This window comes from Streptococcus mitis SK597 (assembly GCF_000148545.1).
Taxonomy (GTDB): domain Bacteria; phylum Bacillota; class Bacilli; order Lactobacillales; family Streptococcaceae; genus Streptococcus; species Streptococcus mitis_C.
This window is the reverse complement of record NZ_AEDV01000016.1, coordinates 25,218-47,789: the sequence shown is the minus strand read 5'-3', so window position 1 is coordinate 47,789 and position 22,572 is coordinate 25,218. Positions and strand designations below refer to the sequence as shown.

The 22,572-nt window shown below is 41.1% G+C and carries 23 protein-coding genes and 1 pseudogene; 8 read left to right on the top strand and 16 right to left on the bottom strand.

What is annotated here, in order from left to right; genetic code table 11:
• Window positions 1–998: pseudogene (locus tag SMSK597_RS12675) on the top strand (transposase); the annotation flags it as partial.
• Window positions 999–1,163: 165 nt separating this feature from the next.
• Here the strand turns inward: SMSK597_RS12675 and SMSK597_RS04940 are convergent.
• From SMSK597_RS04940 to SMSK597_RS04930, 3 genes are all read right to left on the bottom strand, one after another.
• Window positions 1,164–2,039 (bottom strand): DUF4435 domain-containing protein, encoded by an 876-nt coding sequence (locus tag SMSK597_RS04940; protein ID WP_001087490.1) that lies wholly within the window; start codon window positions 2,037–2,039, stop codon window positions 1,164–1,166.
• Entirely contained in the window at window positions 2,032–3,393 is a 1,362-nt protein-coding gene (locus tag SMSK597_RS04935; protein ID WP_001281685.1) for an AAA family ATPase, read from the bottom strand. The genes SMSK597_RS04940 and SMSK597_RS04935 overlap by 8 nt, the downstream gene beginning before the upstream one ends.
• Window positions 3,394–3,529: 136 nt before the next feature.
• Entirely contained in the window at window positions 3,530–5,074 is a 1,545-nt protein-coding gene (locus SMSK597_RS04930; protein ID WP_001025440.1) for a peptide chain release factor 3, read from the bottom strand.
• A gap of 213 nt (window positions 5,075–5,287) precedes the next feature.
• Here SMSK597_RS04930 and gatC point away from each other — a divergent pair, with 213 nt between their 5' ends.
• From gatC to nusB, 6 genes are all read left to right on the top strand, one after another.
• Complete coding sequence (gatC, locus tag SMSK597_RS04925; RefSeq protein ID WP_000705419.1) at window positions 5,288–5,590, top strand: Asp-tRNA(Asn)/Glu-tRNA(Gln) amidotransferase subunit GatC; 303 nt, start codon at window positions 5,288–5,290, stop codon at window positions 5,588–5,590.
• Window positions 5,590–7,056 carry an Asp-tRNA(Asn)/Glu-tRNA(Gln) amidotransferase subunit GatA gene (gatA, locus tag SMSK597_RS04920; RefSeq protein WP_000143708.1) on the top strand — a complete coding sequence of 489 codons (1,467 nt, stop codon included), beginning with the start codon at window positions 5,590–5,592 and terminating at the stop codon, window positions 7,054–7,056. Before gatC ends, gatA begins: the two co-directional genes overlap by 1 nt.
• Window positions 7,056–8,498, top strand: a complete 1,443-nt coding sequence (gatB, locus tag SMSK597_RS0102105; RefSeq protein WP_001008658.1) for an Asp-tRNA(Asn)/Glu-tRNA(Gln) amidotransferase subunit GatB — start codon at window positions 7,056–7,058, stop codon at window positions 8,496–8,498. The genes gatA and gatB overlap by 1 nt, the downstream gene beginning before the upstream one ends.
• 131 nt (window positions 8,499–8,629) lie before the next feature.
• Window positions 8,630–9,190 carry an elongation factor P gene (efp, locus tag SMSK597_RS04915; protein WP_000568643.1) on the top strand — a complete coding sequence of 187 codons (561 nt, stop codon included), beginning with the start codon at window positions 8,630–8,632 and terminating at the stop codon, window positions 9,188–9,190.
• Between the two features lie 21 nt (window positions 9,191–9,211).
• Window positions 9,212–9,601 (top strand): Asp23/Gls24 family envelope stress response protein, encoded by a 390-nt coding sequence (locus SMSK597_RS04910; RefSeq protein ID WP_000510574.1) that lies wholly within the window; start codon window positions 9,212–9,214, stop codon window positions 9,599–9,601.
• Complete coding sequence (gene nusB, locus SMSK597_RS04905) at window positions 9,594–10,019, top strand: transcription antitermination factor NusB (RefSeq protein ID WP_000203636.1); 426 nt, start codon at window positions 9,594–9,596, stop codon at window positions 10,017–10,019. The genes SMSK597_RS04910 and nusB overlap by 8 nt, the downstream gene beginning before the upstream one ends.
• A gap of 220 nt (window positions 10,020–10,239) precedes the next feature.
• Here the strand turns inward: nusB and SMSK597_RS04900 are convergent, their stop codons facing one another.
• The 13 genes from SMSK597_RS04900 to SMSK597_RS04840 form a co-directional block, all read right to left on the bottom strand.
• Complete coding sequence (locus tag SMSK597_RS04900) at window positions 10,240–11,007, bottom strand: acetyl-CoA carboxylase carboxyl transferase subunit alpha (protein ID WP_001017388.1); 768 nt, start codon at window positions 11,005–11,007, stop codon at window positions 10,240–10,242.
• A complete protein-coding gene (accD, locus tag SMSK597_RS04895; RefSeq protein ID WP_001173362.1) occupies window positions 11,004–11,870 on the bottom strand; it encodes an acetyl-CoA carboxylase, carboxyltransferase subunit beta in 867 nt (288 codons plus the stop codon). The genes SMSK597_RS04900 and accD overlap by 4 nt, the downstream gene beginning before the upstream one ends.
• A 36-nt stretch (window positions 11,871–11,906) precedes the next feature.
• Window positions 11,907–13,274 (bottom strand): acetyl-CoA carboxylase biotin carboxylase subunit, encoded by a 1,368-nt coding sequence (accC, locus tag SMSK597_RS04890; RefSeq protein ID WP_000488687.1) that lies wholly within the window; start codon window positions 13,272–13,274, stop codon window positions 11,907–11,909.
• Window positions 13,275–13,285: 11 nt separating this feature from the next.
• Window positions 13,286–13,708: a 3-hydroxyacyl-ACP dehydratase FabZ gene (fabZ, locus tag SMSK597_RS04885; RefSeq protein WP_000565515.1), complete on the bottom strand. Its 423-nt coding sequence runs from the start codon at window positions 13,706–13,708 to the stop codon at window positions 13,286–13,288.
• A complete protein-coding gene (gene accB, locus SMSK597_RS04880) occupies window positions 13,705–14,190 on the bottom strand; it encodes an acetyl-CoA carboxylase biotin carboxyl carrier protein (RefSeq protein ID WP_001052236.1) in 486 nt (161 codons plus the stop codon). Before accB ends, fabZ begins: the two co-directional genes overlap by 4 nt.
• Window positions 14,191–14,192: 2 nt before the next feature.
• Window positions 14,193–15,428, bottom strand: a complete 1,236-nt coding sequence (gene fabF, locus SMSK597_RS04875) for a beta-ketoacyl-ACP synthase II (RefSeq protein ID WP_000774067.1) — start codon at window positions 15,426–15,428, stop codon at window positions 14,193–14,195.
• Between the two features lie 21 nt (window positions 15,429–15,449).
• Complete coding sequence (gene fabG / locus SMSK597_RS04870) at window positions 15,450–16,181, bottom strand: 3-oxoacyl-[acyl-carrier-protein] reductase (protein WP_001176196.1); 732 nt, start codon at window positions 16,179–16,181, stop codon at window positions 15,450–15,452.
• A gap of 40 nt (window positions 16,182–16,221) precedes the next feature.
• On the bottom strand, window positions 16,222–17,145 hold the full coding sequence (fabD, locus tag SMSK597_RS04865) for an ACP S-malonyltransferase (RefSeq protein WP_000167639.1): 924 nt from the start codon (window positions 17,143–17,145) through the stop codon (window positions 16,222–16,224).
• Window positions 17,138–18,112, bottom strand: a complete 975-nt coding sequence (gene fabK, locus SMSK597_RS04860; RefSeq protein WP_000857441.1) for an enoyl-[acyl-carrier-protein] reductase FabK — start codon at window positions 18,110–18,112, stop codon at window positions 17,138–17,140. Before fabK ends, fabD begins: the two co-directional genes overlap by 8 nt.
• A 117-nt stretch (window positions 18,113–18,229) precedes the next feature.
• Window positions 18,230–18,454 carry an acyl carrier protein gene (locus tag SMSK597_RS04855; protein WP_000257838.1) on the bottom strand — a complete coding sequence of 75 codons (225 nt, stop codon included), beginning with the start codon at window positions 18,452–18,454 and terminating at the stop codon, window positions 18,230–18,232.
• Between the two features lie 59 nt (window positions 18,455–18,513).
• Window positions 18,514–19,488 (bottom strand): beta-ketoacyl-ACP synthase III, encoded by a 975-nt coding sequence (locus SMSK597_RS04850; RefSeq protein WP_000852945.1) that lies wholly within the window; start codon window positions 19,486–19,488, stop codon window positions 18,514–18,516.
• On the bottom strand, window positions 19,488–19,922 hold the full coding sequence (gene fabT, locus SMSK597_RS04845) for a fatty acid biosynthesis transcriptional regulator FabT (protein ID WP_000386353.1): 435 nt from the start codon (window positions 19,920–19,922) through the stop codon (window positions 19,488–19,490). The genes SMSK597_RS04850 and fabT overlap by 1 nt, the downstream gene beginning before the upstream one ends.
• 91 nt (window positions 19,923–20,013) lie before the next feature.
• Window positions 20,014–20,799, bottom strand: a complete 786-nt coding sequence (locus tag SMSK597_RS04840; protein WP_000400060.1) for an enoyl-CoA hydratase — start codon at window positions 20,797–20,799, stop codon at window positions 20,014–20,016.
• A gap of 406 nt (window positions 20,800–21,205) precedes the next feature.
• On the opposite strand from SMSK597_RS04840, the gene SMSK597_RS04835 reads away from it, so the two are divergent.
• The gene (locus SMSK597_RS04835) at window positions 21,206–22,570 is read left to right on the top strand and encodes an aspartate kinase (protein WP_000869642.1); all 1,365 of its coding nucleotides are present in this window, start codon (window positions 21,206–21,208) and stop codon (window positions 22,568–22,570) included.
• Window positions 22,571–22,572: the final 2 nt, after the last annotated feature.

Sequence of the window (22,572 nt, the reverse complement as noted above, 5' to 3'; positions counted from 1 at the left end):
TCGTTTCAAGTGTTATCACTGCTCGAAAATGATGGTAGCTGAGACTTCTATGACCGATATTGCCCATCAGCTGTTCATTTCAACTTCAACTGTCATTCGAAAACTCAATGATTTCCACTTTGAGTGTAACTTTAGACATCTGCCTGAGATTATGTCTTGGGATGAGTATGCCTTTACCAAGGGAAAGATGAGTTTCATTTCTCAGGACTTTGAAAAGCTCAATATAATCACTGTTCTTGAGGGGAGAACACAAGCTGTCATTCGAGATCACTTTCTTAAATACGATAGAGCCATTCGTTGTCAGGTGAAAATCATTACTATGGATATGTTTAGTCCCTACTATGCCTTAGCTAAACAGCTTCGCTTTCGAATTTCTAGGCTCAGGCTGAAACAGTCTCCCAGACTGTTTCACTCCCAAATGCTAAAATCGTTCTAGATCGTTTTCACATTGTTCAACATCTTAGCCGTGCTATGAGTCGTGTTCGTGTCCAAATCATGAATCAATTTGAACGAAAATCTCATGAATATAAGGTCATCAAACGTTACTGGAAGCTCATTCAACAGGATAGTCGTAAACTCAGCCATAAGCGATTTTATCGCCCTACTTTTCGTATGCACTTGACGAATAAAGAAATTCTAGACAAGCTTTTGAGCTATTCAGAAGACTTGAAACACCACTACAATCTCTATCAGCTCTTACTTTTTCACTTTCAGAACAAGGACCCTGAGAAATTCTTTGGACTCATTGAGGACAATCTAAAGAAGATTCATACTCTTTTTCAGACTGTCTTTAAAACTTTTCTCAAGGATAAAGAGAAAATCGTCAACGCTCTTCATTACCTTATTCTAACGCCAAACTGGAAGCGACCAATAATCTCATCAAACTTATCAAGCGCAATGCCTTTGGTTTTCGGAACTTTGAAAACTTCAAAAAACGGATTTTTATCGCCCTAAATATCAAAAAAGAAAGGACGAAATGTGTCCTTTCTCGATCTTAGCTTTTCTTCTACCCACTACAGTTGACAAAGAGCCAAAAAACAATGACATAGGAAAAACGAGCATCTCCATTTACGGAAATGCTCGTTTTTTGATATCTAGAAGTAGTTTCTGTCCTGCCTCTTTTTTAATTGTCTAACTTTTTGGGGTCAGTACAATAGAGATACTTAATCTACACTCTCTGTGATATAGTTTGAAATATCTTTATATAAGATAGTCTGTTGAAAGTCATATGAATCAACCACTAGAAGTATAAAATTCCAAAACTCTCTTTCTTTACCCTCTCCAAAATTATACGCTTTTGCAGAATCATTAAATAGTTTCATAAAAATTGGTAAAAAATCATGTCCATTAATAATTTGATAATCTTCTAATTCCTCTCTGTTTATACTGCAAATCTCTTCTTCTAAAAGTTTAACATAGTTTTCTCTATTAGATACAAAATCCGGACTTAAATAATACTGAAGATCAATAATCTCTTTTTTTATCGAATCTATTTTTTTATAAAACGACTTTTTGAAGTATGGTAATTTCTTTTTTCCATTTTGACCACTGAACCTCAGTTTAAATTTATCATCTCCGTCTTTATTATTTACATAACGATATAAACCAATTTCAAAACTTATTTCTTTTGCTTTATCAAGAGGATTTTCCGCTTCTCTTATTTCACCAGAATCGATAAAAGATTGTATATTAAACAAAGATAGAAAAAGAGTTTCCACATCATGATAATCTGTCAAAAAGACCCTATTACAGTTTGTTCTGTTCTCTCCAGTAATATGAGTTAAATCCGCATCTATTATTCCAATAGTCATCCGTTGTTCAACTACGTCAAGATCAGAATTAGTTACCATTTTGACTACTTCTTCCCACCCATTTACTGGAAAAAATTTCATATTTTCATGTTTTCTAGAAAAAAATGTTTTATACGCCATAACATCTGTCTCGCTTTCAACATAAACCTGAAATCGATTATTTTTTTCAGACATTCTATAACGATTTTGATACCTTATTGAATTCATTCCATTAATCATACTATTCATTCGAACTCTCCAAAACACCACTTAAATCATTAGTAAGTGCCCAGTTGTCATCAATAATATCTGGTGAATGTGTTGCTATAATCACTCTAAAGTTATTTTTTTCTATAATCCCCTGCAAATCCTGTATAAAGGCATTTTGCCACTCAACATGCAATGAAATTTCCGGTTCATCAATTAAAATAATTGAGTCTTTGTCTGTCAAAAATATTAGTTTAAAAAATAAATTGAACTCATTTTTTTCTCCCGAAGACAGTTTATGTAATGGAATATTTCTTTTCTCTACCGATGTTGATTTGACTAAAAATCCTTTATCTCTATCAATGTACAATTCTTTATGTTCAAATCTTTCATTAATGATCTTTTTGAATAAACTAACATTATTCTTCAATTTGTCATATTTTTTTAATTTCTCTTCTGTATTTCTAATGTATAAATCAATAGCATTTGCTGACTCTTTTGCCTGCTCAATAGTTATCGCTTTTCGATTCTCCTCAGAAGATAATAATCCCATCCTTGATAAAATTTGAGTTTTTTTAATCAATTCGTTATAGCGATTAAGTATACTATGTTCATCAACTGGATTATTTTGGGAATAATTAACTAAATCAAAAACAAAATTCGAATCCAACTTCACTGATACTTCATTGTATTCTTTTTCTGTTTCGTTTATCATCCGAACCAATTCTTTAGCATAGTATGTTATATTTTCTCGAGTAGCTAGTTCCCCATCTTCAATATTATAAATACGTTGTGTTTCAACAAATTCTGTTTTATTAGCATCAATTATTTTAGCTATTTTACCTGTTATTTTCTCTTTCTCAATAGGAGAATAAACTCTTCTCTGAACAAGCTGATTCCCAAATTCTTCAATTAGTTCAGTTCTTGAATACTGGAGACCAGTTTCCTCATCTAAAAATCTATTATAACTTATCTTATTTATTGTAGGCATAATTTTAGATATTTCAATAGCCTTTTGATTGATATCTGATGGAGAATAATAAGAACGTTTTGAAATATTCTCCAAGATAGTTAAATCAAATTCAAAGGATTCTTCTTTTTTTCCGCTTTCGTTGATTTCAAATAATAATTTATCGTCTCGTTCTACTTTGTTAACACTCCATCGAGAGCCGTCATTTAATACAAACTCAATTGAATCAAATTCTAAATCTATAAAAAACTCCCACTTAAGGCTAAAAAAATTATCAATGGCATTCAAAAAGTATGTTTTTCCAATTCCATTTTTCCCAATAATAATAGTAATTCCATCATCTTTTAAAAAAACACTATGATTAAATGTTCCGAACAAACCATTAATTGAAAATGAACTTATCCTAAAATTATTTAAGTCACTCACTTATTTTCTCACTTTCATACTCTGAAACTTTTTCTTCAAACGTTCTAACCTTATAATATAAACCAAAATATCAATTTACCATGAGGCTAACAGTCAAAACATGAAGAATTATTTTACTGCGTAATGTAATTATTTTTTACATCTTTTCTTCCAACTCCACGTCTGGATACTTGTCCGCAAACCAGCGGAGGGCAAAGTCATTTTCAAAGAGGAAGACTGGTTGGTCAAAACGGTCTTTAGCCAAAATATTTCGACTTGATGACATGCGTTCATCCAAGTCCTCAGGCTTGATCCAACGAACGGTCTTTTTACCCATTGGGCTCATGACTACTTCAGCGTTGTACTCACCTTCCATACGATGCTTAAAGACTTCAAACTGAAGTTGACCTACAGCGCCTAGCATGTACTCACCTGTTTGATAATTCTTGTAAAGCTGAATAGCTCCTTCTTGCACCAATTGTTCAATCCCCTTGTGGAAGGATTTTTGCTTCATGACATTCTTAGCAGAAACTTTCATGAAAATTTCAGGTGTAAAGGTTGGCAGTGGTTCAAATTCAAACTTGTTTTTTCCAACTGTTAAAGTGTCCCCAACCTGATAAGTACCGGTATCGTAAACACCGATAATATCACCTGCCACGGCATTGGTCACATTCTCACGACTTTCTGCCATAAACTGAGTAACATTCGAAAGTTTAGCTCCCTTACCAGTACGAGGCAAGTTGACACTCATACCACGCTCAAATTCACCTGATACGATACGGACAAAGGCGATACGGTCACGGTGGCGAGGGTCCATATTGGCTTGGATTTTAAAGACAAATCCTGAGAAATCCTTGTCGTAAGGATCCACAATTTCGCCATCTGTTTTCTTGTGTCCATGTGGTTCTGGAGCAAACTTGAGGAAGGTTTCAAGGAAGGTCTGCACACCAAAGTTTGTCAAAGCTGAACCGAAGAAGACTGGTGTCAATTCTCCAGCCAGAATCGCTTCCTCTGAAAACTCATTTCCAGCTTCATTTAAAAGTTCAATATCATCCTTGACTTGCTCGTAGAAAGGATTGGTGCCAAAAAGCTTGTCCCCATCTTCTAGACTAGCGAAACGTTCATCCCCCTTGTAGAGTTCCAAGCGTTGATTATAGAGATCATACAAGCCTTCAAAAGCTTTCCCCATCCCGATAGGCCAGTTCATCGGATAGCTCGCAATGCCCAAGACTTCTTCCAACTCTTGCAAGAGGTCTAGTGGCTCACGACCGTCACGGTCCAACTTGTTCATAAAGGTAAAGACTGGAATGCCACGGTGTTTCACAACCTCAAACAATTTCTTAGTTTGGGCCTCGATACCCTTGGCAGAGTCCACAACCATGACCGCAGCATCCACCGCCATCAAGGTACGATAGGTATCTTCTGAGAAGTCCTCGTGTCCTGGCGTATCAAGGATATTCACGCGCTTACCATCGTAGTCAAACTGCATAACAGATGAAGTAACCGAAATTCCACGTTGCTTCTCGATATCCATCCAGTCAGACTTGGCAAAAGTTCCTGTTTTCTTACCTTTAACCGTACCAGCCTCACGAATCTCGCCCCCAAAGTAGAGCAACTGCTCAGTAATGGTTGTTTTCCCCGCGTCCGGGTGAGAGATGATGGCAAAGGTACGACGTTTCTTAATTTCTTCTTGAATATTCATAAGTTCTCTTTCTTTGATTCTCTATTTTTAGTTTGTTCAATAGCTAAGAATGATTTTTACATTGGATTTTACCATTCCTTTCAACACTCCATTATATCGGATTTTAGCATTTTTTTCAATTTCTATTTCTTTTCACTTCCCCCTCCCTTATTTATAGGAAAATATGGTAAAATAGAACAGACTAAAAATCATCATTTCACGAAAGGATGCAAGATGAAAATTACGCAAGAAGAGGTAACACACGTTGCCAATCTTTCAAAATTAAGATTCTCTGAAGAAGAAACTGCTGCCTTTGCGACTACCTTGTCCAAGATTGTAGACATGGTTGAATTGCTGGGCGAAGTCGACACAACTGGTGTTGCACCTACTACGACCATGGCTGACCGCAAGACCGTACTCCGCCCTGATGTGGCCGAAGAAGGAACAGACCGTGATCGCTTGTTTAAAAACGTACCTGAAAAAGACAACTACTATATCAAGGTACCAGCTATCCTAGACGATGGAGGAGATGCCTAATGACTTTCAACAATAAAACCATTGAAGACTTGCACAATCTCCTTGTCTCTAAGGAAATTTCAGCAACTGAATTAACACAAGCTACGCTTGAAGATATCAAGTCTCGCGAGACAGCTATCAACGCTTTTGTGACCATCGCTGAGGAGCAAGCTCTTGCCCAAGCTAAAGCCATTGATGAAGCTGGAATCGACGCTGATAATGTCCTTTCAGGAATTCCACTTGCAGTTAAAGATAATATCTCTACTGACGGTATTCTCACAACTGCAGCCTCAAAAATGCTCTACAACTACGAGCCTATCTTTGATGCAACAGCAGTTACCAATGCAAAAGCCAAGGGTATGATTGTCGTTGGGAAAACCAACATGGACGAGTTTGCCATGGGTGGTTCAGGTGAGACTTCTCACTACGGTGCAACTAAAAACGCTTGGGACCACAGCAAGGTTCCTGGTGGTTCTTCAAGTGGTTCTGCTGCAGCTGTAGCTTCAGGACAAGTCCGCTTGTCACTTGGTTCTGATACTGGTGGTTCTATCCGCCAACCTGCCGCTTTCAACGGGATCGTTGGTCTCAAACCAACCTACGGAACAGTTTCACGTTTCGGGCTCATTGCCTTTGGTAGCTCATTAGACCAAATCGGACCTTTTGCTCCTACTGTTAAGGAAAATGCTCTCTTGCTCAACGCTATTGCTAGCGAAGATGCCAAAGACTCTACTTCTGCTCCTGTCTGCATTTCTGACTTTACTTCAAAAATCGGTCAAGACATCAAGGGTATGAAAATTGCTTTACCTAAGGAATACCTAGGCGAAGGGATTGACCCAGAGGTTAAGGAAACCATTCTGAATGCCGCTAAACACTTTGAAAAACTTGGTGCTATCGTTGAAGAAGTCAGCCTGCCTCACTCTAAATACGGTGTTGCTGTATACTACATCATCGCTTCATCAGAAGCTTCATCAAACTTGCAACGCTTTGACGGTATCCGTTATGGCTACCGCGCAGAAGATGCGACTAATCTTGATGAAATCTATGTAAACAGCCGTAGCCAAGGTTTTGGTGAAGAAGTGAAACGTCGTATCATGCTAGGTACTTTCAGCCTTTCATCAGGTTACTACGATGCCTACTACAAGAAAGCTGGACAGGTCCGTACCCTCATCATCCAAGATTTCGAAAAAGTCTTTGCGGATTATGACTTGATTTTGGGACCAACTGCTCCTAGTGTTGCCTATGACTTGGATTCTCTCAACCACGACCCAGTTGCTATGTACTTGGCTGACCTCTTGACCATCCCAGTCAACTTGGCTGGCCTCCCAGGAATTTCGATTCCTGCTGGATTCTCTCAAGGTCTACCTGTCGGACTGCAATTGATTGGTCCTAAGTACTCTGAGGAAACTATTTACCAAGCTGCTGCTGCTTTTGAAGCAACAACAGACTACCACAAACAACAACCCGTGATTTTTGGAGGTGACAACTAATGAACTTTGAAACAGTCATCGGACTTGAAGTCCACGTAGAGCTCAACACCAATTCAAAAATCTTCTCACCTACTTCTGCCCACTTCGGAAATGACCAAAATGCTAACACTAACGTGATTGACTGGTCTTTCCCAGGAGTTCTGCCAGTTCTCAATAAAGGGGTTGTCGATGCTGGTATCAAGGCAGCTCTTGCCCTCAACATGGACATCCACAAAAAGATGCACTTTGACCGCAAGAACTACTTCTACCCTGATAATCCCAAAGCCTACCAAATTTCTCAGTTTGATGAACCAATCGGCTACAACGGTTGGATTGAAGTCGAGCTAGAAGACGGTACGACTAAGAAAATCGGTATCGAACGTGCTCACCTAGAGGAAGACGCTGGTAAGAATACCCATGGTACAGATGGTTACTCTTATGTCGACCTCAACCGCCAAGGGGTGCCATTGATTGAGATTGTATCTGAAGCAGACATGCGTTCTCCTGAAGAAGCCTATGCTTACCTAACAGCCCTCAAGGAAGTTATCCAGTACGCTGGTATTTCTGACGTCAAGATGGAAGAAGGTTCTATGCGTGTGGATGCCAACATTTCCCTTCGTCCTTATGGTCAAGAGAAATTCGGTACCAAGACAGAGTTGAAGAACCTCAACTCCTTCTCAAACGTTCGCAAAGGTCTTGAATACGAAGTCCAACGTCAAGCTGAAATCCTTCGATCAGGCGGTCAAATCCGTCAAGAAACACGCCGTTACGATGAAGCTAACAAAGCAACCATCCTCATGCGTGTCAAGGAAGGGGCTGCAGACTACCGCTACTTCCCAGAACCAGACCTACCACTCTTTGAAATCTCAGACGAGTGGATTGAGGAAATGCGTACAGAGTTACCAGAGTTTCCAAAAGAACGCCGTGCGCGTTATGTATCTGACCTTGGTTTATCAGACTACGATGCTAGTCAGTTGACTGCTAATAAAGTCACTTCTGACTTCTTTGAGAAAGCTGTTGCCCTCGGTGGCGATGCTAAACAAGTCTCTAACTGGCTCCAAGGGGAGGTTGCTCAATTCTTGAACGCCGAAGGCAAGACACTGGAACAAATCGAATTGACACCAGAAAACTTGGTTGAAATGATTGCCATCATCGAAGACGGCACGATCTCGTCTAAGATTGCCAAGAAAGTCTTTGTCCACCTGGCTAAAAATGGCGGTGGCGCGCGTGAATACGTGGAGAAAGCAGGTATGGTTCAAATCTCAGATCCAGAAATCTTGATTCCAATCATCCACCAAGTCTTCGCCGATAACGAAGCTGCCGTTACCGACTTCAAGTCAGGCAAACGTAACGCAGACAAGGCCTTCACAGGATTCCTTATGAAAGCAACCAAAGGCCAAGCCAACCCACAAGTTGCACTTAAACTTCTTGCACAAGAATTAGCGAAGTTGAAAGAAGATTAATATGTAAAAGAAACCAGCCCTGAGGTTGGTTTTTTTCGCTCCTAACAAATTCCAATAACTATTTTGGCTTTATTTCCAGAAGATTTTATGGTAAAATGAAGAGTAATAATATTTATTAAAGAGGTAAAAACATGATTGAAGCAAGCAAATTGAAAGCTGGTATGACATTTGAAACTGCAGACGGAAAATTAATCCGCGTTTTGGAAGCTAGCCACCACAAACCAGGTAAAGGGAACACAATCATGCGTATGAAATTGCGTGATGTCCGTACTGGTTCTACATTTGACACAAGCTACCGTCCAGAAGAAAAATTCGAACAAGCTATTATCGAAACTGTACCAGCTCAATACTTGTACAAAATGGATGAAACTGCCTACTTCATGAACACTGAAACTTACGACCAATACGAAATCCCAGTCGTAAACGTTGAAAATGAATTGCTTTACATCCTTGAAAACTCTGATGTAAAAATCCAATTCTACGGAACTGAAGTAATCGGTGTAACTGTACCAACTACTGTTGAATTGACAGTTGCTGAAACACAACCATCTATCAAAGGTGCTACTGTTACAGGTTCTGGTAAACCAGCGACTATGGAAACTGGACTTGTTGTCAACGTTCCTGACTTCATCGAAGCTGGACAAAAATTGATCATCAACACTGCAGAAGGAACTTACGTTTCTCGTGCCTAATCTCTAGAAAGAGGTCATTCTATGGGAATTGAAGAACAATTTGGCGAAATCGTTATCGCTCCACGTGTACTTGAAAAAATCATTGCCATCGCAACTGCTAAAGTTGATGGTGTCCACTCATTTTCAAATAAATCCGTATCTGATACCCTATCAAAACTCTCTCTTGGTCGCGGCGTCTACTTAAAAGAAAACAATGAAGAGCTAACTGCTGACATCTATCTCTACCTTGAGTACGGTGTGAAAGTACCAAAAGTGGCTCTTGCTATTCAAAAAGCAGTCAAAGATGCTGTTCGTGATATGGCTGATGTGGAACTTTCTGCTGTCAACATCCATGTTGCAGGAATTGTTCCAGATAAAACACCAAAACCTGAGTTGAAAGATCTATTTAACGAGGACTTCCTCAATGACTAGTCCATTATTAGAATCTAGACGCGAACTTCGTAAATGCGCTTTTCAAGCTCTTATGAGCCTTGAATTCGGCACAGATATGGAAACAGCTTGTCACTTTGCCTACACGCATGACCGTGAAGATGCAGATGTGCAAATCCCTGCCTTTCTTCTGAACTTGGTTTCTGGCGTTCAAGCTCAAAAAGACGAGTTGGATAAACAAATCAACCAGCACCTCAAGTCAGGCTGGATAGTTGAACGATTGACCTTGGTCGAAAAAAACTTACTACGCTTGGGTATCTTTGAAATCACATCATTTGATACACCTCAGCTGGTAGCAGTCAATGAAGCTATTGAACTTGCTAAGAATTTTTCAGATCAAAAATCAGCCCGTTTTATCAATGGACTACTTAGTCAATTTGTAACTGAAGAAAATGAATAATCGAAAAGGTGTTTGGAAGACCAAACACCTTTTGACTTTCCCCTCTGCACAGAGTAAAAAACACATAAAAACTAGAACTGACTACCAGTTCTAGTTTTTGCGTATTCTAAAGAATTATACTCAATGAAAATCAAAGAGCAAACTAGGAAGCTAGCCGTAGGCAGTACTTGAGTACGGCAAGGCAAAGCTGACGTGGTTTGAATTTGATTTTCGAAGAGTATTAGTATTTTCTAAATCGTTGATAGCGTTCTTCCAACAACGCTTCTAACGATTTTTGTGAAAGTTTAGCTAACTCAGCTTGAAGTTCTTTCTTGACACTCTTAATCAGTTCTTTACTAGAAAGTCCTGCTTCAGAAATCACCTTGTCCACCACGTCCATTTCTAGCAGCTCATGTGAAGTGATTTTCATCAGTTCTGCTGCTTCCATGGCACGACTGCCATCCTTCCATAGAATGGAAGCAAAGCCTTCTGGACTGAGAATAGCATAAATAGAATTTTCCAGCATCCAAACACGGTCTGCGACTGCTAGAGCCAAAGCCCCACCTGAACCACCTTCACCGATAATGATAGCGATAATAGGAACTCTCAAATCACTCATTTCCATGAGATTGCGAGCGATAGCTTCCCCTTGACCGCGTTCTTCCGCTCCCACACCAGGATAGGCACCTGCTGTATTGATAAAGGTCACAACTGGACGGCCAAACTTTTCAGCCTGTTTCATCAACCGTAAAGCCTTGCGGTAGCCTTCTGGATGCGGTTGGCCAAAATTCCGTTTGAGGTTGTCTTGTAAGCTCTTGCCTTTTTGGATACCAACCACTGTTACAGCTTGGTCTCCAAGCCAGCCAATACCACCAACAACTGCACCATCATCTCGAAAAGAACGGTCACCATGTAATTGGATAAAGTCATCAAAAATGCCTGCAGCAAAGTCCAAGGTTGTCAAGCGACTCTGCTCACGCGCTTCTCTGACTATTTTTGCAATATTCATCTTGGACTCCCTCCGTGCAATCTGACTAGGCTAGCAATCGTATCTGGTAAGTCTCTTCTTTTGACAATAGCATCCACAAAGCCATGTTCCAATAAGAATTCTGCCTTTTGGAAATCCTCAGGTAAGCTTTCACGAACCGTATTTTCAATCACACGACGCCCAGCAAAACCAACCAAACTTTGTGGTTCAGCTAAAATGATATCGCCTTCCATAGCGAAGGAAGCTGTTACACCACCTGTCGTTGGATCTGTCAAAATGGTTAGGTAAAAGAGACCAGCATTTGAATGCCGTTTAACCGCTGCAGAAATCTTGGCCATCTGCATGAGACTCATGATCCCTTCCTGCATACGGGCTCCACCAGAGGCTGTGAAGAGAACAACTGGCAACTGTTCAACAGTCGCATACTCAAACAAGCGAGTGATTTTCTCACCTACAACTGTACCCATAGAAGCCATGATAAAGTTGGAATCCATAATACCAAGAGCCACAGTCTGACCTTTAATAAGAGCAGTTCCTGTCACAACGGCTTCATCCAGACCTGTTTTTTCACGCATAGTTGCTAGTTTCTTTTGATAACCAGGGAAATGCAAGGGATCCTTGCTTTCAATCCCTGTAAACAATTCCTTGAAGGTTCCCATATCAATCGTCAAAGCCAAGCGTTCTTGGGCAGAAATACGAAAGGTATAGCTACAATGTGGACAGATACGCTCACTTCCCAGATCCTTCTGATAAATGGTATACTTACAGCCTGGACACTGGGAGAATAATTCATCTGGAACCTCTGGCTTGGCTTGAGGTTTTTCCCTAACCGAACGATTGGGATTGATTCGAATATACTTATCTTTTTTACTAAATAGAGCCATTGATTCCCCTTTTCGGTTTAAACTCTTGAAGTCATTTTATTCTTTTTCTTGATATTTAGGTAAGAAGGTTTCCATCAAGAAGGAAGTATCATAATCCCCAGCAATAACATTGCGATCTGAAATGAGGTCAAGCTGGAAATCTGCATTGGTCTGCACCCCTTCAATCTCTAGTTCATAGAGGGCACGTTGCATTTTCATCAAGGCATCAAAACGATTTTCGCCGTGTACGATGATTTTGGCAATCATACTATCATAATAAGGTGGAATGGTATAGCCTGGATAAACTGCTGAATCCACGCGCAAGCCAACTCCACCACTTGGCAGATGGAGATTAGTAATCTTACCTGGACTTGGAGCAAAGTTAAAGGCTGGATTTTCTGCATTGATCCGACACTCGATGGCATGACCACGTAGGACAATATCTTCTTGCTTAACAGACAGTGCCTGACCTGCCGCAATGCGAATCTGTTCCTTAACGATATCTACACCTGAAACAAACTCTGTTACTGGATGCTCTACTTGTACACGAGTATTCATCTCCATGAAATAGAATTTACCACTGGCTTCATCAAAAAGAAACTCAATGGTCCCTGCATTTTCATAACCAACAGACTCTGCAGCTCGAACAGCAGCAGAACCAATTTCATGACGCAGCGTTTTTCCGATTGCAATTGAAGGACTTTCTTCCAAAACCTTTTGATTATTTCGTTGAAGAGAACAATCTCGTTCCCCCAAGTGAATCACATTTCCGTGTTCATCTCCTAGGATTTGAACCTCGATGTGACGAGCTGGATAGATAACTCGTTCTATGTACATGGCACCATTGCCATAATTGGCCTTGGCTTCACTAGAGGCAGTTTCAAAGGCTGAAACGAGGTCCTCTGGTTTTTCAACCTTACGAATCCCTTTACCACCTCCACCTGCTGAAGCCTTTAGCATAACAGGATAGCCAATTTTTTCAGCAACAATCAAAGCTTCCTCAGAGTTATGCACTTCTCCATCCGAACCTGGAATGACAGGCACACCAGCTTTGATCATCTGAGCACGCGCATTGATCTTGTCTCCCATCATATCCATGACATGACCAGATGGACCGATAAACTTGATACCAACTTCTTCACACATGGTAGCAAATTTGGAATTTTCACTGAGAAATCCAAAACCTGGGTGAATGGCTTCTGCCTCAGTCAAGACTGCAGCTGATAGAACCGCATTGATATTGAGATAAGACTCAGTTGACTTACCAGGACCGATACAAACAGCCTCATCTGCCAAAAGCGTATGAAGGGCTTCCTTATCAGCAGTTGAATAAACCGCCACCGTCGCAATCCCCAGTTCACGCGCCGCACGGATAATACGAACCGCAATTTCACCACGATTGGCAATTAAAATTTTTCGAAACATGGAGAACCTCCTTAGTTCCCTATTGCAAAGGTTAGAGTACCACTAGCTGCAAGCTTGCCATCCACTTCAGCCTTGGCTTCAACCACAGCAATGGTGCCTCGACGTTTTACAAAAGTCGCTGTCATAACCAATTGGTCGCCTGGTACAACCTGCTTCTTGAATTTAACCTTATCCATACCAGCGTAAAAGACCAGTTTTCCTTTATTTTCAGGTTTTGATAACTCCAAAACACCAGCTGTTTGCGCCAAGGCTTCCATGATCAGAACACCTGGCATAACTGGGTATTGAGGAAAATGGCCGTTAAAGAAAGGCTCATTGATGGTCACATTTTTGATGGCAACAATGGTATCCTCACTCACTTCCAAGACACGGTCCACTAGGAGCATAGGATAACGGTGGGGAAGGGCTTCTTTGATTCCTTGAATATCGATCATTTGATGCGTACCAATCCTTTACCAAACTCAACCATTTCTTCGTTAGAGACGAGAATTTCCGTTACCACACCATCCTTAGGTGCTGGAATTTCATTCATAACTTTCATGGCTTCGATAATGACCAGTGTTTGACCTTTTTTGACACTATCACCAACTGTAACGAAGGCAGGTTTATCAGGACCAGCAGCCAAGTAAGCCACCCCAACAAGTGGGCTCTCTACAACATCTCCCTCAGCAGCCACATTTGTTTCAGCTAGCGCCGAAGTTGCTTCCACTACAGTTTCTTCTGGAGCAGATGTAGGTGCCACTGGACTCGGTGTTGCTAGAACGGGTGCTGGAGCGACTTGAGCTGCAACTTCAGGCACTGGTCTAGCTTCATTCTTGCTAAACTGCAACTCATCCGTCCCATTTTTATAAGAAAATTCTCTCAAACTTGACTGGTCAAATTGGGCCATCAAGTCTTTAATATCGTTTAAATTCATACTTATTTATTCTCCCAACGTTTGAAAGCAAGAACTGCATTATGGCCACCAAAACCAAAGGTATTTGAAATAGCGTATGGAATTTCTTGCTCCAAGCCTTGTCCATAAACGACATTGGCTTCGATATAATCTGATACTTCACTTGTTCCAGCTGTCATTGGTACAAAGTTATGACGCATAGCCTCGATTGTTACGATAGCTTCTACTGCACCTGCAGCCCCCAGCAAATGTCCTGTGAATGATTTGGTTGATGATACAGGTACTTCCTTACCAAGAACAGCCACGATCGCACCACTTTCTCCTTTTTCATTAGCAGGAGTTGACGTTCCGTGAGCATTGACATAGGCTACTTGCTCTGGAGAAATCTCAGCTTCCTCCAAGGCTAATTTGATGGCCTTGATAGCTCCCTGACCTTCTGGATGTGGTGAAGTCATGTGGTAGGCATCACAAGTATTTCCGTAACCAACCACTTCAGCAAGGATAGTAGCCCCACGTTTTTCAGCGTGTTCAAGGCTTTCAAGAACCAACATCCCAGAACCTTCACCCATGACAAAACCATTACGGTCCTTATCAAATGGGATGGAAGCACGAGTTGGGTCCTCTGTAGTTGAGAGAGCAGTTAGGGCTTGGAAACCAGCAATAGCAAAAGGTGTAATAGAGGCTTCTGAACCACCTACCAACATAACGTCTTGGAAACCAAATTTAATTGAGCGGAAGGCATCCCCAATCGCGTCATTTGATGAAGCGCAGGCAGTATTGATGGATTTACAAACACCGTTTGCTCCAAAACGCATAGCAACATTTCCTGAAGCCATATTTGGTAAGGTTTTTGGAAGGGTCAATGGTTTCACACGTTTTGGTCCTTTGTCACGGAGTCGAAGCACTTGATCTTCAATTTCCTTGATTCCACCAATACCAGAGGCCACGATAACACCAAAACGATCCTTGTCAAGAGCCTCTACATCAAGACCTGCATGATTGACAGCTTCTTGAGCTGCATACAAGGCATATAAAGAATAGTTATCGAAACGATTAGTATCTTTCTTAACAAAGTATTTATCAAAAGGAAAATCTTGGATTTCTGCTGCATTATGCACATCAAAGTCACTATGATCAAATTTTGTGATTGGACCAATTCCGATTTTTCCAGTTGTCAAACTGTTCCAAAATTCTTCTGGTGTATTTCCGATTGGAGATGTTACTCCATAACCTGTTACTACTACGCGATTTAGTTTCATCTTTTTCACCTCTAGCTTCTGCTACATACTGAGGCCGCCATCAATGGCAACCACTTGACCAGTTAGATAATCTTGGCCTGCTAAAAATACTGTCAAATCTGCAACCTGCTCCGCCTGCCCAAATTCTTTCATAGGAATTTGCGTCAGCATGGCATCTTTTACCTTGTCTGATAGAATAGCTGTCATATCGGACTCAATCATTCCAGGTGCAATAGCATTAACCCTAATATTGCGATTGGCCACTTCACGCGCCACAGACTTGGTAAAACCAATCAAACCAGCCTTAGAAGCAGCATAGTTAGCTTGACCAATATTTCCCATCAAACCAACAACACTAGACATATTAATGATAGCACCTTCTCTGGCTTTCATCATCGGTTTCAAGACTGATTGTGTCATGTTAAAGGCACCAGTCAGGTTAACCTTGAGAACTTTTTCAAAATCCGCTTCTGTCATCTTGAGCATCAGGGTATCTTGGGTAATTCCTGCATTGTTGACCAAAACATCTACTGAACCCAGCTCAGCAATAGCTTGCTCAACCATACGCTTAGCGTCTGCAAAATCCGACACGTCTCCTGAAATGGGAACTACCTTGACACCATAGTCTGCAAACTCGGCTAGCAAGTCCTCTGAAATTGCCCCACGGCTGTTTAAGACAATGTTGGCTCCTGCTTGAGCAAACTTGTGGGCAATGGCAAGACCAATTCCACGACTCGAACCTGTAATAAAGATATTTTTATTTTTTAGTTGCATTCTTTTCTCCTGTTTCCTCTTGTATTTATGGAAGAAGGGATTACTCGTTTTCTAGCAAGGCTTCCAAACTCGCCTGATCTTCAACATTGGCTAGTTTAACCGTTTTATCAATTTTTTTGACAAAGCCTGACAAAACTTTCCCCGGTCCAATCTCGATAAAGTTGGTTACGCCTGCTTCTTGCATAACCGCAATACTTTCATAGAAACGAACTGGTTCCTTGACCTGACGCGTCAAGAGTTGTGCGATATCTTCTTTTTTCATGACAGCTGCTTCTGTATTGCCGACTAGGGGACAAGTAAAATCTGAAAAACTTACTTGAGCTAGAGTTTCAGCTAATTTCTGGCTAGCAGGCTCAAGGAGAGCGGTATGAAAAGGACCTGAAACCTTGAGAGGAATCAAGCGTTTGGCACCTGCTTCTTGCAAGAGTTCAACAGCTCGATCAACTGCAATCACTTCTCCACCAATCACAATTTGTGCAGGTGTATTATAGTTTGCTGGAGTAACCACTCCAAGTTCAGCAGCTTTTTGACATGCTTCCTCAATGACCTCTACTGGCGTATTGAGAACTGCTACCATCTTGCCAGAACCAGCAGGAGCCGCTTCTTCCATGAATGCTCCACGCTTAGCTACCAAGGCAACCGCATCTTCAAAATCCAAGGCGCCACTGGCCACCAAGGCAGAGTATTCTCCAAGGGACAAACCAGCAACCATATCAGGCTGATAGCCCTTTTCTTGCAATAAACGGTAGATAGCAACTGAAGTTGCTAAAATAGCTGGTTGCGTATAGCGGGTCTGATTGAGTTTTTCTTCTTCCGTATCAATGAGATGACGCAAATCATAACCGAGTACCTGACTCGCTTGATCAATCGTTTCTTTGACAATCGGGTAGTGATCATAGAGATCCCGTCCCATACCTAGATACTGGGCACCTTGGCCAGCAAATAAAAAGGCTGTTTTAGTCATTTCTTACAACTCCTGCCCAACGAGAGGCTTCTTCTTGAATTTTCTTAGCTGCTCCATAGTACAAATCTTTTAGGATTTCTTCAACGCTTTCTTCTTTGGAAACAAGCCCTGCAATTTGACCTGCCATAACAGACCCACCATCCACATCTCCGTGAACAACCGCTTTGGCTAGGGCACCTGCTCCCATTTGTTCAAAGATTTCTAAATCAGGATTTTCCTGTTTAAAGGCATCTTTCTCAGCTTTTTCAAAATCACGAGTCAATTGATTTTTAATAGCACGAACAGCATGGCCAAAGTGTTGAGCTGAAATCGTAGTATCAATATCTCTAGCTTTTAAAATCTTGGCCTTATAATTTGGATGGGCATTAGACTCTTTGGCAACGACAAAACGAGTTCCAACCTGAACAGCCTCTGCACCTAGCATAAAGCCAGCCGCAGCACCTTCACCATCCGCAATCCCTCCTGCCGCAATAACAGGAATAGATACAGCTGCCACCACTTGACGCACCAAGGTCATGGTTGTTAATTTACCGATATGCCCCCCAGCTTCCATTCCTTCTGCGATAACAGCGTCCGCACCAATTTTTTCCATTCGTTTAGCTAGGGCAACGCTTGGTACAACTGGAATAACCGTGATCCCAGCTTCATGGAAGCGTTCCATGTATTTTCCAGGATTTCCTGCGCCTGTTGTCACTACCTTAACACCTTCCTCGATAACGAGGTCTACAATATCTTCCACAAAGGGAGACAAGAGCATGATGTTGACACCGAAAGGTTTATCCGTTAACGATTTAATCTTATCAATATTTGCCTTGACAACTTCTTTCGGGGCATTTCCCCCACCAATAATGCCTAGTCCACCAGCCTTGGAAACAGCCCCTGCCAAATCACCATCAGCAACCCAGGCCATTCCTCCTTGAAAAATAGGATAATCAATGTTCAATAATTCTGTAATACGCGTTTTCATAGTGCCTCCATCGTTTCTTGCTTACGTAATAGTTCGATACTGTCATAATTTGACAATCAAACTATTGCCTAAACAAGAGGGAGCGGGTTCCCCTACTCCTTCTATCTTATATTCTGCTTATTTTGTTTGCTCTTCAACGTAGGCAACCAAGTCACCAACTGTTTTCAAGTCATCTTCTGCTTCGATTTGGATATCAAAAGCATCTTCGATTTCTGAGATTACTTGGAACAAGTCCAATGAATCTGCGTCCAAATCATCAAAAGTTGATTCAAGTGTCACTTCTGATGCGTCTTTTCCAAGTTCTTCAACAATAATTTCTTGTACTTTTTCAAATACTGCCATGATAGGACTCCTTTAAAATAAATAGTTTTTTTATAACAATGTGTTCACCACATGATTACCTAAATTGTAAGAATGAGCGTGCCCCAGGTCAAGCCTCCACCGAAGCCTGATAGCAGAACAGTCTGGCTACCATCTAAACGGATGAGTCCTTGTTCTACACACTCTGAAAGTAAAATCGGGATACTGGCTGCACTGGTATTGCCATATTCCATCATATTAGCTGGAATTTTATCTCGGTTAACACCGATTTTTCTAGCCATCTTATTCAAAATACGGTCATTAGCCTGATGAAGTAGCAGATAATCCAAGTCTGTCGCCTCTATAGGAGATTCATCAATAGTCTGTTTGATAGACTTGGCTACATCTCGAATAGCAAAATCAAAGACTGCGCGTCCATCCATCTTCAAAAATGAATCTGCACTTTCTTGATCTGAAAAAGGAGAATGCAGGCCTGAATGCCCATAAGTTAGACATTCGCTTCGTGAACCATCGCTATTGAGACTCTCCGCTAGGAAATGTTGCTTATCGCTAGCTTCTAACAAGACGCCACCAGCACCATCTCCAAACAAAACAGCTGTTGATCGGTCCGACCAATCGACTGCCTTAGAGAGGGTTTCACTACCAATCACCAAGCCTTTTTGAAAGCGACCAGAAGCGATAAACTTTTCAGCAGTTGAAAGAGCAAATACAAATCCACTACAAGCAGCTGTTAGGTCAAAAGCAAAGGCCTTATTAGCACCAATATTAGCTTGAACACGAGCAGCTGTAGAGGGCATCATCGAATCTGGAGTAATGGTAGCTAGGATGATAAAATCCAGCTCCTCTCCTGTTATTCCAGCTTTTGCCATCAGTTTCTTAGCAACCTCTGTAGCCAAATCACTAGTAGATTCTGTTCTTGAAATATGCCTTTGTCGTATTCCCGTCCGACTTGAAATCCACTCATCATTGGTATCCATAATCTGAGCTAAGTCGTGATTTGTAACCACTTGCTCTGGCACATAATGAGCAACCTGGCTTATTTTTGCAAAAGCCATTATTTCAAATCCTCCAAAAATTGATAAAGATTGGTCAAACCTTTGCTCATAACATCAATTTCTTCCTTACTCATACCATCAATGATTTTTTCAACCATGGCCTTGTGGAAGCGTTTATGTAGCCTATGAACCAAGCGACCCTTCTTTGTCAAATGTAGATGCACCACACGACGATCCTGCTCTGAGCGAATGCGTTCAATGTAACCCTTGCGTTCGAGATTATTCAAACTAGTCGTAACTGTCCCAAGAGTCACCATCAACTCTTTTGACACTTGACTTGGTGTCACGTCTGGGAATTTCCCAATCACATCAATCGTATGCATTTCTTTGATGGAGATATCCTTGAAACGACTACCTCTCAAGCTAACTTCCTCAATGACGAGGACATTGTTAAATATAGATGTTAAATATTCATTAATTCGTTGGTAGTCCAATCTTTCTTTCCCTCCTTCTCAAAAACTTTTACAATCAAAACATTTGACAAAAGAATTATATCAAACTTCAAAGAACAGTGCAAGTATTTTTTTATTTTCCTGTAAATTTAGGCCGTCTTCTCTCCGAATGAGCTCGCACTCCTTCTTTGAAATCCTCTGTTTGAGCTAAGGATTCCTGTAGGTTCAGTTCTAAAGTAGCATAATCTTGCCAGTCTTTAAATTGGCTCTCCCAAACCAACTTCTTAATGGCAGCATAGGAATTAGCTGAACCTCGTCTCAATTTTTTAAGAAGCTGTTCTCTCGTCTTTTCAAGTTTATCAGCTTCAGAAACGCGGTAAACCAGCCCCCACTCTAGAGCTTTTTCTGCGTTCAAAGCCTCACCTGTCATAGCTAATTGAGCAGCACGCGTCACACCAATACTTCGACTCAAGAGATGAATCCCTCCTGCATCCGGAGCCAAGCCAACTCCAACAAAAGCTTGGATAAATTTAGCCTTATCCGTTGCCAGACAGAAATCTGCAGCAACAGCCATATTCGCTGCGGCACCTGCAACAGCTCCATTAACCTCCATCAAGACAGGCTTTGCAATTTGCTTGATTTTATAAGAAATAGCATTGACTAGTTCTGCGATTTTCGTCAATGATGGAATATCATCCTCATCCACTGCCCTCTTCATCTCTACTAAATCTCCCCCAACTGAAAAGACTTTGCCATTCGCGTTGATTAAGACAAAATGCACAGCCGGATCCTCTTCTGCCAAAATCAACGCTTCTAAAATCTCCTCACACATAGGGATATGAAAACCATTCGCGACCTCAGGACGATTCAAGGTAAGGATTGCCAAGTCCTCATCAATCTGATAAATAATGTGTTCCATCGGGACTCCTTTTTATTTTATAAGCAGTTTATACTCTTCGAAAATCTCTTCAAACCACGTCAGCTTTGCCTTGCCGTAGGTATGGTTACTGACTTCGTCAGTTCTATCCACAACCTCAAAACAGTGCTTTGAGCTAACTTCGTCAGTCTTATTTACAACCTCAAAGCAGTGCTTTGAGCAGTCTACGGCTAGCTTCCTAGTTTGCTCTTTGATTTTCATTGAACATTAAATTATTTTGTTTTCAAAGTATATCTTTTTTAGGAGCAGAAAGCAAGAAAAAATCGACTGAAAGTGTCTCAGCCGATTGGAAAGTCTCGCTTTAGGCTAGAAAACATCTTATTTTCTTCATTGAAAAAAGGCTTTCTTTCTGCTATAATCGTATAAAATACTTACTTTAGGAGTTCTTATGAAAGTTGTTAAATTTGGAGGTAGTTCTCTTGCCTCTGCTGGTCAATTAGAAAAAGTTTTAAACATCGTTAAAAGCGATCCAGAGCGTCGTTTTGTCGTCGTTTCTGCGCCTGGTAAACGCAATGCTGAAGATACTAAGGTTACGGATGCCTTAATTAAATACTACCGCGACTATGTTGCTGGTAACGATATTAGCAAGAGCCAAAACTGGATTATCGACCGCTATGCTGCTATGGTTAGTGAACTAGGACTAAAACCAGCTGTGCTAGAAAAAATTTCCAAAAGCATTCGCGCCTTGGCCACTCTTCCTATCGAAGAAAATGAATTTCTCTACGACACTTTCCTAGCAGCCGGTGAAAACAACAATGCCAAATTGATTGCTGCCTACTTTAACCAAAATGGGATTGATGCACGCTATGTTCACCCTCGAGAAGCTGGTATTGTAGTCACAAGTGAACCTGGTCACGCTCGCATTATTCCATCAAGTTATGACAAGATTGAGGAATTGACAAATACAAATGAAGTCCTTGTCATTCCTGGTTTCTTTGGAGTTACCAAGGAAAATCAAATCTGTACCTTCTCCCGTGGAGGATCGGATATTACAGGTTCTATCATTGCTGCAGGGGTTAAGGCTGACCTCTATGAAAACTTTACAGACGTTGATGGTATCTTTGCAGCCCACCCAGGTATTATCCACCAACCACACTCGATCCCTGAGTTGACCTACCGTGAAATGCGTGAATTGGCCTATGCAGGATTCTCAGTCCTTCATGACGAAGCCCTTCTTCCTGCCTACCGTGGAAAAATCCCTCTCGTTATCAAGAATACCAACAACCCTGACCATCCAGGTACTCGTATCGTTCTAAAACATAGTAGTGACAAGTTCCCAGTAGTGGGAATTGCTGGTGACTCAGGCTTTGTCAGCATTAATATGTCGAAATACCTCATGAACCGTGAGGTTGGATTTGGTCGCAAGGTTCTGCAAATCCTTGAAGAACTCAACATCGGTTGGGAACATATGCCAACAGGCATCGACGATCTTTCAATCATCCTTCGTTCTCGTGAACTAACTCCTATCAAGGAAGAAGAAATCCTTCGTCAGTTGGTTCAAAAAGCTGAAGTAGACCATGCAGAAATCGAACACGACCTTTCAATCATTATGATTGTTGGTGAAAAAATGAAGAGCCATATTGGTGTCACTGCTACTGCAACACGCGCTCTATCTGAAAACAAGATCAACATCCAGATGATGTCTCAAGGTTCTAGTGAAGTTTCTATCATGTTTGTTGTCAATAAAGACCAAGAAAAAGCAGCAATCAAAGCCCTCTACAATGCCTTTTTCGGCGAAAGTAAGGAAGACTAATC

Excerpts from the sequence above, each read along its gene's own strand:
- SMSK597_RS04940 (WP_001087490.1), bottom strand. The coding sequence starts at position 2,039 with ATGAATAGTATGATTAATGGAATGAATTCAATAAGGTATCAAAATCGT.
- SMSK597_RS04840 (WP_000400060.1), bottom strand. The coding sequence starts at position 20,799 with ATGGAACACATTATTTATCAGATTGATGAGGACTTGGCAATCCTTACC.
- nusB (WP_000203636.1), top strand. The coding sequence starts at position 9,594 with ATGACTAGTCCATTATTAGAATCTAGACGCGAACTTCGTAAATGCGCT.
- fabG (WP_001176196.1), bottom strand. The coding sequence starts at position 16,181 with ATGCAACTAAAAAATAAAAATATCTTTATTACAGGTTCGAGTCGTGGA.
- SMSK597_RS04835 (WP_000869642.1), top strand. The coding sequence starts at position 21,206 with ATGAAAGTTGTTAAATTTGGAGGTAGTTCTCTTGCCTCTGCTGGTCAA.
- SMSK597_RS04850 (WP_000852945.1), bottom strand. The coding sequence starts at position 19,488 with ATGGCTTTTGCAAAAATAAGCCAGGTTGCTCATTATGTGCCAGAGCAA.
- fabD (WP_000167639.1), bottom strand. The coding sequence starts at position 17,145 with ATGACTAAAACAGCCTTTTTATTTGCTGGCCAAGGTGCCCAGTATCTA.
- fabF (WP_000774067.1), bottom strand. The coding sequence starts at position 15,428 with ATGAAACTAAATCGCGTAGTAGTAACAGGTTATGGAGTAACATCTCCA.
- fabZ (WP_000565515.1), bottom strand. The coding sequence starts at position 13,708 with ATGATCGATATTCAAGGAATCAAAGAAGCCCTTCCCCACCGTTATCCT.
- SMSK597_RS04930 (WP_001025440.1), bottom strand. The coding sequence starts at position 5,074 with ATGAATATTCAAGAAGAAATTAAGAAACGTCGTACCTTTGCCATCATC.
- efp (WP_000568643.1), top strand. The coding sequence starts at position 8,630 with ATGATTGAAGCAAGCAAATTGAAAGCTGGTATGACATTTGAAACTGCA.
- gatA (WP_000143708.1), top strand. The coding sequence starts at position 5,590 with ATGACTTTCAACAATAAAACCATTGAAGACTTGCACAATCTCCTTGTC.
- SMSK597_RS04855 (WP_000257838.1), bottom strand. The coding sequence starts at position 18,454 with ATGGCAGTATTTGAAAAAGTACAAGAAATTATTGTTGAAGAACTTGGA.
- accD (WP_001173362.1), bottom strand. The coding sequence starts at position 11,870 with ATGGCTCTATTTAGTAAAAAAGATAAGTATATTCGAATCAATCCCAAT.
- gatC (WP_000705419.1), top strand. The coding sequence starts at position 5,288 with ATGAAAATTACGCAAGAAGAGGTAACACACGTTGCCAATCTTTCAAAA.
- gatB (WP_001008658.1), top strand. The coding sequence starts at position 7,056 with ATGAACTTTGAAACAGTCATCGGACTTGAAGTCCACGTAGAGCTCAAC.
- fabK (WP_000857441.1), bottom strand. The coding sequence starts at position 18,112 with ATGAAAACGCGTATTACAGAATTATTGAACATTGATTATCCTATTTTT.
- SMSK597_RS04910 (WP_000510574.1), top strand. The coding sequence starts at position 9,212 with ATGGGAATTGAAGAACAATTTGGCGAAATCGTTATCGCTCCACGTGTA.
- accB (WP_001052236.1), bottom strand. The coding sequence starts at position 14,190 with ATGAATTTAAACGATATTAAAGACTTGATGGCCCAATTTGACCAGTCA.
- accC (WP_000488687.1), bottom strand. The coding sequence starts at position 13,274 with ATGTTTCGAAAAATTTTAATTGCCAATCGTGGTGAAATTGCGGTTCGT.
- SMSK597_RS04900 (WP_001017388.1), bottom strand. The coding sequence starts at position 11,007 with ATGAATATTGCAAAAATAGTCAGAGAAGCGCGTGAGCAGAGTCGCTTG.